Origin of the sequence: Streptomyces sp. NPDC029216, assembly GCF_040648015.1 — a bacterium.
Taxonomy (GTDB): domain Bacteria; phylum Actinomycetota; class Actinomycetes; order Streptomycetales; family Streptomycetaceae; genus Streptomyces.
This window is the reverse complement of sequence record NZ_JBEZWL010000015.1, coordinates 87,045-96,120: the sequence shown is the minus strand read 5'-3', so window position 1 is coordinate 96,120 and position 9,076 is coordinate 87,045. Positions and strand designations below refer to the sequence as shown.

The following is a 9,076-nucleotide window of genomic DNA, read 5'->3' as shown; positions in this document are numbered from 1 at the left end:
CAAGTGGCTCCACACCTACAATCACCACCGAGGACACACCGCGCTCGCAGGCAAACCACCCGCCAGCCGCGTCCCCAACCTCACTGGGCAATACAGCTAGGCCGAGACGGTGACCGGAGCGTCCGCGACGAGCGGCTCGACCTCGGCGCGGACCCCGCGCTCGACGAAGAAGGCCGCCAGCGGGATGGTGCCCGACGCCAGGACCCACAGCAGCTTGCCGAAGGGCCACTTCGCCTTGGAGCCGAGGTCGAAGGCGAAGACCAGGTAGATCATGAAGAGCACGCCGTGGACCTGCGAGACCGCGAGGGTCAGGTCGGCGCCGGTGTCGAAGCCGTACTTCGCCACCATGCAGGCACAGAGGATCAGGAGCATGACCGCGGTCACGTAGGCCATGACGCGGTAGCGGGTCAGCACGCTTCGTTTCATGCCGTCGAGCGTAACCGTCCGATTTGCTCGATCTTGACGCACCCCGGCCGTCAGCTCTCCTCGAAGTCCCCGGCGGCCACCCGCAGCGGCCTGAGCAGGGCGAAGATCTCCGCGCACTCCTCGGCGTCGTAGGCGCCGAGCCCGAATTCGACCGCCATCAGGTCCTTGGTCGCCGCCTCGACGACCTCGCGGCCCTTGTCCGTGATGGACGCGAGCGTGCCGCGGCCGTCGTGCGGGTTGGGGCGCTTGGCCACCAGCCCGGACCTCACGAGCCGGTCCACGGTGTTCGTCACCGACGTCGGGTGGACCATCAGGCGCTCGCCGATCTTCGACATCGGCAGCTCCCCCGCCTGGGAGAAGGTGAGCAGCACCAGCGCCTCGTACCGGGCGAAGGTCAGGCCGTACGGCTTCACCACCGCGTCGACCTCGCCGAGCAGGATCTGGTGCGCGCGCATGATCGAGGTGATCGCAGCCATGGACGGCACGGGACCCCAGCGCTGGCGCCACAGCTCGTCGGCGCGGCCGATGGGGTCGAAGGGAAGGCTGAGCGGCTTCGGCATCCACCAGACCCTACCGGTCGGTCATTTCCGGCGGCCGCCCGTCTCACTCCTCGGCCCGCCCTCCGGGGGCGCGGTGGCGCGCAGTTCGGCGAGCAGCAGGAGGACGACGGGGGTGCCGAGCACGGCCGAGCCGGCGACCACGGCGTGCGGCGGGAAGAACTCGGCGGCGGCTCCGGCAAGCGCCATGCCCACCCCCTGGAAGGTCATCAGCCCGGTGCCGAGCAGGGTCATCGCCCGGCCGCGCAGCTCCTCGGGGACGGTGTCCACGTACATCCGGTCGAGGCCGAGGGCGTGGGCGTGCGCCAGCCCGGCGAGGACCAGCGCCCCCGCGACGAGGGGGGCGCCGGGGCGGACCGCGTACACGAGGAGCGGGAGCAGGCTGACGGCGGCCAGCGGGACGGTGATCCGCGCGCGCGTCCGGGCGCTGAGGGCGGAGCCGGCCCAGAGTTCACCCGCGATGGTGCCGACGGGAAGGGCGCACATGAGCACCCCGAGGGTGACGGTGCCGGCGCCGAGGCCGTCGGCGTAGGGGGTGAGCAGTGCCTCCGGGACGACGGTGAAGGCGGACGGGATCCAGAACAGCAGGGTGAGGGCGCGCAGCCGGCGGTCCCCGAGGACGGCGCGCATCCCCCCGAGCGCGGAGGCCCGGCCGGCGCCGGCGCGGGCGGGCCGGGCCCTGGTGCCCAGGCGCAGCAGCAGCGCGGAGGCCAGGAACCCGGCGGCGGTGAGGGCGATCGCCCCGCGCGGGGCGAGGAAGGCCAGCAGCAGTCCGCCGAGGCCGAAGCCGGTGAGCTGGGCGCTCTGCGCGACCATCCGCAGCAGCGACCGGCCCAGGACGAAGGACTCCCCGGGGCCGAGGATGTCGGCGAGGGAGGCGCTGCGGGCGCCCTGGAAGAGGGGCGCGACGGCGGCCATGGCGCAGCGCAGGACGAGGATCCCGGCGACGGGGGTCCCCGGCCAGACCATGGCCGCGGCGCAGGCGGCGCACAGCAGGTCGCAGACGACGAGCACCCGCCGGGCGGGGTACCGGTCGGCGAGGGGGGCGAGCAGGGTGCCGCCGAGGGCGTAGGGGAGGAAGCCGAGGGCGAAGGTGAGCGCGCTCATCAGCGGGGAGCCGGTGGCGCGGTAGACGAGGACGGTGAGGGAGATCTCGGCGACGACGACGCCGAGGACGGACATCAGGTGCGCGGCGAAGACGGCGGGGAACTCGGGGACGCGGAACACGTCCCGGTAGCCGGTCCGCGGCGCGGTGGGGCGGCGGGGCGGGCCGGTGCGTGGTGCGGCCCCGCCGGCGGGGGCTCGGGAGTCGGTCGGCATGGCCGCAGCTTCCCGGGGCCGGGGCCGGGGGCCCAGGGATTCGCGTGGGGGCGAATGTTGGGGCAGAGTCCTCGGGTCGGTGCCGTCGCGCTACACGAAGGGAGGCGGCCGGCCATGGGGCTGCTCCACCACTTCGGGCACGCGGACCTGCTGCGGTGCCGGTTCGCGCTGTCGCCCCTGTGGGAGACCCAGGAGGCGGTCCGCACCCTCAAGCGCCCGGACCGGCAGGGCTACCACCTGCCCTGGCTGCGCGGGATCCGCGCCGCGGCCGCGGGGCTGGACCTGCGGCCGCTGTGGCTGCTGATGCCGCGGCGGGGGCACAGCACGGACTTCATCAGCCCACCGCCGAGCGGACCGGGCGTCTCCTTCGAGGAGGAGCTCGCGCTGGTGCGCGCGGCGGACCCGGCCGAGGCGCGCGAGGACATGCGCAAGGCGCTGGAGTGCACGCCGGGCGCGCTCGACAGCGACCTGGGCCGGTCCCTGCTCGCGGATCCCGCGCGGTCCGTACGGGAGCTGGCCGATCTGCTGGAGCGGGCCTGGAACGTCCTGGTCGAGCCGCACTGGCCGCGGCTGCGGGCCCTGCTGGAGGCGGACGTCCTCTTCCATTCGCGCCGCCTCGCGGCCGGCGGGCTGGAGGCGCTCTTCGACGGGCTGCACCCGGACCTCGCCTGGGACTCCGCTTCGCTCACCCTGACCATCGAGCGGCCCTCCCACCACGAGCGCGTCCTGGGCGGCCAGGGGCTGCTGCTGATGCCGAGCGCCTTCGTCTGGCCGCAGATCGCGGGCGGCTTCGACCCGCCCTGGCAGCCGACCGTCGTCTACGCGGCCCGGGGCATCGGCGCGCTGTGGACCCCGGTACGCGAGGACACCCCGGCCGCGCTGGCCCGCCTGCTCGGCCCCGTCAGGGCCGATGTGCTGTGCGCCCTGGAGGAGCCGGCCTCGACCACGGCCCTGGCCCACCGGCTGGGCCTGGCCCCGTCGACGGTCTCGGCCCACCTGAAGGTCCTCCGGGAGGCGGGCCTGCTGATCCCGTCCCGCCACGGCCACCAGGTCCGCTACGAGCGCACCCCCCTGGCGATAGCCCTCGCCTCGGGCACCCCGGCCGCCTGACCGGGCCCGCGCCCTCAGCCGCGGGCGCCGCGGCGCAGGCCGTGGCGGACGGCGCGCTGGCCCAGCGGGCCGAGGCCCTCCAGTACCGAGGCCAGGGCGGCCAGCTGTTCCAGGGCGTCGAGGGCGCGGCCGGCCCCGTCGGGGTCGACCCCCTCGTACAGCTCGATGCCGACGAAGGAGGCGGCCGTGGCCCGGGCCAGGCCCGCCGGGTCGGCGAAGCCGGCCAGCGGGGTCGCCGCGAGCAGCCGGGTGAGGACCGCCTCCAGTTCCGCGATCCACAGGCCGAGCCCGTCGGCGGTCGCGGCGGCGAGGGCCGGGGAGGACTGCGCGGCCGCCAGCAGCTGCCCGAGCACGGCGACGTAGCCGCCGGCCCGTTCCTCGGCGTGCATCGCGCGGGCGAACTCCAGCAGTTCGGTGAGGCTGCCCAGCGCGGCGAGCCGGTCGCGGTGGCGCGCGACGCGCTGCGCGGCGCCGTACCGGCAGGCCTCGGCGAGGAGTTCATCCACGGAGCCGAAGTGGTAGAAGACCAGCCCCTGGGCGACCCCGGCGGTGGCGGCGATGTTCCGGGCGGAGGTCTTGGCGACGCCCTGCTCGACGAGGGTGCGCAGGGCCCCTTCGAGGAGCTTCTCCTTGGTGGCCGCGCTCATGCCCGGGCCTCTTCGCGGACGGGCCGCAGACCGCCGCGCACCCCGTGGGTGCGGACGTCCACGTACCGGGCGGTGAAGCTGCCCTCGTAGCCGAAGAGCGGCCCGAAGTACGGGTTGGTCACCCGGACCCGGATCCGGAACCGGCCGGTGGTCTCGTCGAAGGACTCGCGCACCTCGGCGTCCCCGCCCACCAGCGCGGGCACCCGGAAGTCGAGGCGGCCCTCGCGGAAGCGGTGCTCGCCGGAGCGGATGAGCAGGGAGCCGTCGGGCTCGGCGCTCATGTGCAGGTCGCTCGCGAGGTGCTGGTGGGTGCCCAGGTAGTCGAGGATGCAGTCGCGCTCGGGGCTGTGGATCATCGTGGCGTCGAACCGGCGCGGCCCGCCGGGCAGCCGGAAGGTCCGTACGAAGGTGACGGTCTCGCGCCCGTACGAGTCGGCGTAGGGCATGTTCTCGATGACGAACGGGACGTCGCGCCCCTCGCGCGGCACCAGGATGTTGCGGGTCCCGCCGAGCCGCAGGAAGGGCTTCACGAAGCCGCGCCCGTGCCAGATCCGCTCCATGGTCCCTTGGGCGACGCAGCCCTCCCCGCTCTCCAGCCCGACCGAGAACCGGCGCTGGAGCTCGGGGTGCAGGCGGTCGAAGTCGGCGCCCATGTGGGCGCGGAAGATGGATGTCACGACGGCTCCAGGGTGGTCAGCAGGCGGGGTTCGGTGACGGCGGTGCGGCCGGGCGGCCTCCGCAGGCAGCGGCGGGCGGCCGGGGTGCCGGGGAGCGGCGGCAGCAGCAGCGCCGCGGCGAGGACAGGCAGGGCGGCGGCGAGCGGCGCGAGGGCCAGGGCCGCGGCGCAGACCAGCGCCCGCAGGACGCTCTCGCCGAGGGCCCGGGCCAGGGCCCGGCCCGGCGGGGTCCCGCGTTCGCACCACAGCCGCAGCCGGTCGAAGGACCAGGCGGTGCCCCAGCCCATGAGCGGACGGAAGACCAGCCGGTCGGCGAGGACTCCGAAGCGGCCCCAGCGCGGGCGGTAGTCGTAGCCGGTGAGGAAGCGGATCCCGTCGGGGCCCGGGACGTAGCGCCAGTACCCGCTGCCCTCGGCGATCAGGGACAGCGGATGGTCCGAGGCGAAGCGCAGGGCGGACACCCGGGTCCCGTCGGGCCGCTGCCGCTCGCCAGCCGAGATCCCGGTGCCGGCGACGGAGAGGAACGGCAGGACGCGGGTGGCGTACCGGAAGCGCTGGGGCTTGTCACCGACGCGCGGGAGGTAGTCGATGGAGGTGAACCTCAGGTCCCAGCGCTGGTGCTGCGCCGGGTCCTGGCTGCGCTCCCACAGCTCGTCCATCCCGGTGCGGATCACCGTCTCGACGTACAGGCCCATCCCGTTCGCACCCCCGGCCCCTCGTGTTGAGCGATCGCTCAAACGCGACCTTAGACGGGTTTGAGCGATCGCTCAACAGTGAGACCGGTCACACATGCTCCGGGTCCGGGCATGCGAAAGCGCCCCCCGCCGGGACGGGCGGGAGGCGCTTTCGGGAAGGAGTTCGGCGGGCCGGGTCAGCCGCCGGCGAGGTGGCGTTCGACCGTCTCGACCTTCGAGGTGATCCCGTCGGTGACGCCGGGTCGGATGTCGGCCTTGAGGATGAAGGAGACCCTGGGGGCACGCTCCTCCACCACGGCGACGGCGCGGCGGACCACGTCCATCACCTCGTCCCACTCGCCCTCGACGGTGGTGAACATGGCGTCGGTGCGGTTCGGCAGCCCGGACTCGCGCACCACGCGGACCGCGTCGGCGACGTACTCGCCGACCTCCTCACCCACCCCCAGCGGGGTCACCGAGAACGCGACGATCACGCCCGGGCCGCCTCGCGCGCGCGGGCGGCGACGACGCTGTCGGCCTCGTCCCGCTTCAGCAGCCGGTCGCCGTACAGCCCGCCGAAGGGCAGCAGGGCGAGCAGGAAGAACAGGGCGACCTTCTTCAGCGGCCACTTCGCCTTGTTCCACACGTCCAGCAGGAAGACCGCGTAGATGACGAAGAGGATCCCGTGCAGGATGCCCAGCGGCATCATCAGGTAGTCGATGTCCGAGATCCGGCTCAGCAGCGAGCCGAAGATCAGCAGGGCCGGGAACGACAGCGCCTCCGGTACGGAGACGAGGCGCAGCCGGTGCAGGGCGGAGGCGGTCTTGATGTCCACGGGGAACCTTCGGGGCTGGAGGCACGGTCCGCTCCAGTGTCTCAGCCGCTCCGGAGGATCTTCGGGCGGGGGGCCGGAACCCCCAACCCCGGCGATTGTGGCGTATATCGACCTGCGGACCCTGTTCGGTGCCGCCCGGTGCCGATACCGTCATCCCCGTGGCTCAGTTCCGACTCCAAGGCAGCAAGGTGCTGGCCGTCGAACTGACCGGGGACGCCGTGAAAGCGAAGAACGGCTCCATGGTCGCGTACGACGGACAGATGGCCTTCAAGAAGATGACGGGCGGCGGCGAAGGCCTCCGCGGGATGGTGACGCGCCGGCTCACCGGCGAGCAGATGACCGTGATGGAGGTACAGGGGCACGGCACCTGCTACTTCGCGGACCGTGCGAGTGAGATCAACCTGGTCGACCTGCGCGGGGAGAAGCTCTACGTCGAGTCCAGCAACCTGCTGTGCACGGCCGCCTCCCTGCGCACCGGCACCACGTTCACCGGGCTCCGCGGCGCCAGTACGGGCAACGGGCTCTTCACGACGACCGTGGAGGGCACCGGCCAGGCGGCGATCGTGTCCGACGGGCCGGCGGTGGTGCTGCGCGTCAGCGCCCAGTACCCGCTCTCGGTGGACCCGGGCGCGTACGTCGCCCACACCGGGAACCTCCAGCAGTCCTTCCAGTCGGGGATCGGCTTCCGCACGCTGATCGGCGAGGGCGGCGGCGAGGCGTTCCAGATCCGCTTCGAGGGCGAGGGCCTGGTGTACGTGCAGCCCAGCGAGCGCAACACGATCGGGGGTGACCTCTGATGCCGTTCCGCGAGATCAACTCGAAGATGGTCGAGGCCCAGGTGGTCCCCGGGCAGAAGATGTACAGCCAGCGCGGGGCGATGCTCGCCTACCGCGGCGAGGTCTCCTTCACGCCGAGCATCACCGGCGGCCAGGGCGGCGTCATGGGCATGATCGGGCGCCGGGTGGCGAACGAGCAGACCCCGCTGATGGAGGTCGAGGGCAGCGGCACGGTGATGTTCGGCCACGGCGGCCACCACATCCAAGTGATCAACCTCCAGGGCGACACCCTCTACGTGGAGGCCGACCGGCTGCTCGCCTTCGACGGCACCCTCCAGCAGGGCACGATGTTCATGGGCTCGCAGGGCGGTGTCATGGGCATGGTGCGCGGCCAGGTGACCGGGCAGGGCCTGTTCACCACCACCCTCAAGGGCCACGGCGCGGTCGCCGTGATGGCCCACGGCGGGGTCATCGAGCTCCCCATCACCCCGAACCGGCCGGTCCACGTCGACCCGCAGGCGTACGTGGCCCACCACGGGGACGTCAGGAACAAGCTCTCCACCGCGCTCGGCTGGCGGGACATGGTGGGGCGCGGCTCGGGCGAGGCGTTCCAGCTGGAGCTCTCCGGCCAGGGCGCGGTCTACGTACAGGCCTCGGAGGAGAAGCTGTGAACTTTGGCCCCGTGACCGGCGGGCCGGGCGGTCCGACGGTCTTCGACCCGCACACGCTGCCCTCCGACGACAACGTCAACAAGTACACCTTCTGCGTGGAGCTCAAGGGGAACCAGTGGTTCCTGCAGAAGGGCAAGATGATCTCGTACTACGGGCGCATCGAGTTCAACGGCATCGGCAACGGCCGCTTCGACCGGCTGCTGCGCACCAGCTTCCATTCGCCGCTGCACGCGAGCGACTGGGTGGTGGCCGAGGGCCAGGGCAAGATGCTGCTGGCCGACCGGGCCTTCGACGTCAACTCGTACGATCTGGATAATGGAAACCTGACCATCCGGTCGGGGAACCTGCTGGCGTACCAGCCCTCGCTGGCCCTCAAGCAGTCGATCGTGCCGGGATTCCTGACGCTGATCGGAACCGGGAAGTTCGTGGCGGCGTCCAACGGACCGGTGGTGTTCATGGAGCCGCCGCTGCGCGTGGACCCGCAGGCCCTGGTGGGCTGGGCGGACTGCCCTTCCCCGTGCCACCACTACGACCACGGTTACATGTCCGGCGTGATCGGCGGGCTGCGGGCACTGACCGGCATCGGGGGCACCTCGGGCGAGGAGCACCAGTTCGAGTTCGTCGGCGCCGGGACGGTGCTGCTCCAGTCGACCGAGCTGCTGATGGCCGAGCAGGCGGTCGGCGCGGTGGGCGCCGGGGTGGGCGAGTCGCAGGGCGTTCCGGGGGCCGGCCAGGGTCCGCTGGGGCAGCTGGGGCTGGGTGTGCCGCGGATGCCGGGGCAGCTCGGCGACCTCCAGCGGCGGCTCGGACTGTGATGTTCCGCGCGTTCCGCAGATCGTCGTATTTTTGTACGTAATTCAACTTCTTAGGTAGAGTTCTTTCATGGAGACGATGGAGACCGAGACGGCCACCCGCTGGCTAACCGATGCCGAACAGTGCGCCTGGCGCACCCACCTGGACGTCAGCAGACTGCTGATGCACCAGCTGGAAAAGGATCTCCAGCCCTTCGGACTCACCAACAACGACTACGAGATCCTCGTGAACCTCTCGGAGTCGGAGGGGCACCGGATGCGCATGAGCGACCTCGCCACCGCCACCCTCCAGTCCAAGAGCCGGCTGTCCCACCAGATCACCCGCATGGAGACCGCGGGCCTGGTGCGCCGGGTCAACTGCGAGTCCGACCGGCGCGGCCTGTACGCCGTCCTCACCGACGAGGGCATGGACACCATGCGCAAGGTCGCCCCGCACCACGTGGCCTCCGTCCGGGAGCACTTCATCGACCTGCTCTCCCCGGAGGCCCTCCAGGCCCTGCGCAGCTCGCTGGCGCCCGTCGCGGAGCACCTGCGCGGCACCCGCGGCAAGATCTGAACCCGGCGCTCAAGG

General features: G+C 72.4%; 13 protein-coding genes. 5 read left to right on the top strand and 8 right to left on the bottom strand.

The genetic code is table 11. The annotated features are described in order from the left end of the window. Positions 1-96 precede the first annotated feature (96 nt). From AB0F18_RS09095 to AB0F18_RS09085, 3 genes are read right to left on the bottom strand one after another with little or no spacing between them, the layout of a single operon-like run. Positions 97-426, bottom strand: coding sequence for a DUF3817 domain-containing protein (locus AB0F18_RS09095; protein WP_362056533.1), 330 nt, complete (start codon positions 424-426; stop codon positions 97-99). 50 nt (positions 427-476) lie between these two features. Next, positions 477-986, bottom strand: a complete 510-nt coding sequence (locus AB0F18_RS09090; RefSeq protein WP_362056531.1) for a MarR family transcriptional regulator — start codon at positions 984-986, stop codon at positions 477-479. Positions 987-1,007: 21 nt separating this feature from the next. Then, positions 1,008-2,303 carry an MFS transporter gene (locus tag AB0F18_RS09085; RefSeq protein ID WP_362056529.1) on the bottom strand — a complete coding sequence of 432 codons (1,296 nt, stop codon included), beginning with the start codon at positions 2,301-2,303 and terminating at the stop codon, positions 1,008-1,010. Positions 2,304-2,417: 114 nt separating this feature from the next. Between AB0F18_RS09085 and AB0F18_RS09080 the strand changes: the two genes are divergently transcribed. After that, complete coding sequence (locus AB0F18_RS09080) at positions 2,418-3,413, top strand: DUF5937 family protein (RefSeq protein WP_362056527.1); 996 nt, start codon at positions 2,418-2,420, stop codon at positions 3,411-3,413. Positions 3,414-3,427: 14 nt separating this feature from the next. Here AB0F18_RS09080 and AB0F18_RS09075 read toward each other — a convergent pair whose 3' ends face one another. From AB0F18_RS09075 to AB0F18_RS09055, 5 genes are all read right to left on the bottom strand, one after another. Beyond that, positions 3,428-4,060: a TetR/AcrR family transcriptional regulator gene (locus AB0F18_RS09075; RefSeq protein ID WP_362056525.1), complete on the bottom strand. Its 633-nt coding sequence runs from the start codon at positions 4,058-4,060 to the stop codon at positions 3,428-3,430. After that, positions 4,057-4,737 (bottom strand): DUF4166 domain-containing protein, encoded by a 681-nt coding sequence (locus AB0F18_RS09070; RefSeq protein WP_362056524.1) that lies wholly within the window; start codon positions 4,735-4,737, stop codon positions 4,057-4,059. The genes AB0F18_RS09075 and AB0F18_RS09070 overlap by 4 nt, the downstream gene beginning before the upstream one ends. Further along, positions 4,734-5,432, bottom strand: coding sequence for a hypothetical protein (locus AB0F18_RS09065; RefSeq protein ID WP_362056522.1), 699 nt, complete (start codon positions 5,430-5,432; stop codon positions 4,734-4,736). The genes AB0F18_RS09070 and AB0F18_RS09065 overlap by 4 nt, the downstream gene beginning before the upstream one ends. Positions 5,433-5,608: 176 nt before the next feature. Beyond that, entirely contained in the window at positions 5,609-5,905 is a 297-nt protein-coding gene (locus AB0F18_RS09060) for an MTH1187 family thiamine-binding protein (protein WP_362056520.1), read from the bottom strand. Further along, positions 5,902-6,246, bottom strand: coding sequence for a DUF3817 domain-containing protein (locus AB0F18_RS09055; RefSeq protein ID WP_362056518.1), 345 nt, complete (start codon positions 6,244-6,246; stop codon positions 5,902-5,904). The genes AB0F18_RS09060 and AB0F18_RS09055 overlap by 4 nt, the downstream gene beginning before the upstream one ends. Positions 6,247-6,404: 158 nt before the next feature. Between AB0F18_RS09055 and AB0F18_RS09050 the strand changes: the two genes are divergently transcribed. From AB0F18_RS09050 to AB0F18_RS09035, 4 genes are all read left to right on the top strand, one after another. Continuing rightward, the gene (locus AB0F18_RS09050; RefSeq protein WP_362056516.1) at positions 6,405-7,043 is read left to right on the top strand and encodes an AIM24 family protein; all 639 of its coding nucleotides are present in this window, start codon (positions 6,405-6,407) and stop codon (positions 7,041-7,043) included. Continuing rightward, positions 7,043-7,693, top strand: a complete 651-nt coding sequence (locus AB0F18_RS09045; RefSeq protein WP_079429815.1) for an AIM24 family protein — start codon at positions 7,043-7,045, stop codon at positions 7,691-7,693. Before AB0F18_RS09050 ends, AB0F18_RS09045 begins: the two co-directional genes overlap by 1 nt. Further along, positions 7,690-8,508, top strand: a complete 819-nt coding sequence (locus tag AB0F18_RS09040) for an AIM24 family protein (RefSeq protein WP_362056514.1) — start codon at positions 7,690-7,692, stop codon at positions 8,506-8,508. Before AB0F18_RS09045 ends, AB0F18_RS09040 begins: the two co-directional genes overlap by 4 nt. Before the next feature lie 76 nt (positions 8,509-8,584). After that, positions 8,585-9,061 (top strand): MarR family transcriptional regulator, encoded by a 477-nt coding sequence (locus AB0F18_RS09035; RefSeq protein WP_362056541.1) that lies wholly within the window; start codon positions 8,585-8,587, stop codon positions 9,059-9,061. Positions 9,062-9,076 lie beyond the last annotated feature (15 nt).

Excerpts from the sequence above, each read along its gene's own strand:
- AB0F18_RS09095 (WP_362056533.1), bottom strand. The coding sequence starts at position 426 with ATGAAACGAAGCGTGCTGACCCGCTACCGCGTCATGGCCTACGTGACC.
- AB0F18_RS09090 (WP_362056531.1), bottom strand. The coding sequence starts at position 986 with ATGCCGAAGCCGCTCAGCCTTCCCTTCGACCCCATCGGCCGCGCCGAC.
- AB0F18_RS09085 (WP_362056529.1), bottom strand. The coding sequence starts at position 2,303 with ATGCCGACCGACTCCCGAGCCCCCGCCGGCGGGGCCGCACCACGCACC.
- AB0F18_RS09080 (WP_362056527.1), top strand. The coding sequence starts at position 2,418 with ATGGGGCTGCTCCACCACTTCGGGCACGCGGACCTGCTGCGGTGCCGG.
- AB0F18_RS09075 (WP_362056525.1), bottom strand. The coding sequence starts at position 4,060 with ATGAGCGCGGCCACCAAGGAGAAGCTCCTCGAAGGGGCCCTGCGCACC.
- AB0F18_RS09065 (WP_362056522.1), bottom strand. The coding sequence starts at position 5,432 with ATGGGCCTGTACGTCGAGACGGTGATCCGCACCGGGATGGACGAGCTG.
- AB0F18_RS09045 (WP_079429815.1), top strand. The coding sequence starts at position 7,043 with ATGCCGTTCCGCGAGATCAACTCGAAGATGGTCGAGGCCCAGGTGGTC.
- AB0F18_RS09035 (WP_362056541.1), top strand. The coding sequence starts at position 8,585 with ATGGAGACCGAGACGGCCACCCGCTGGCTAACCGATGCCGAACAGTGC.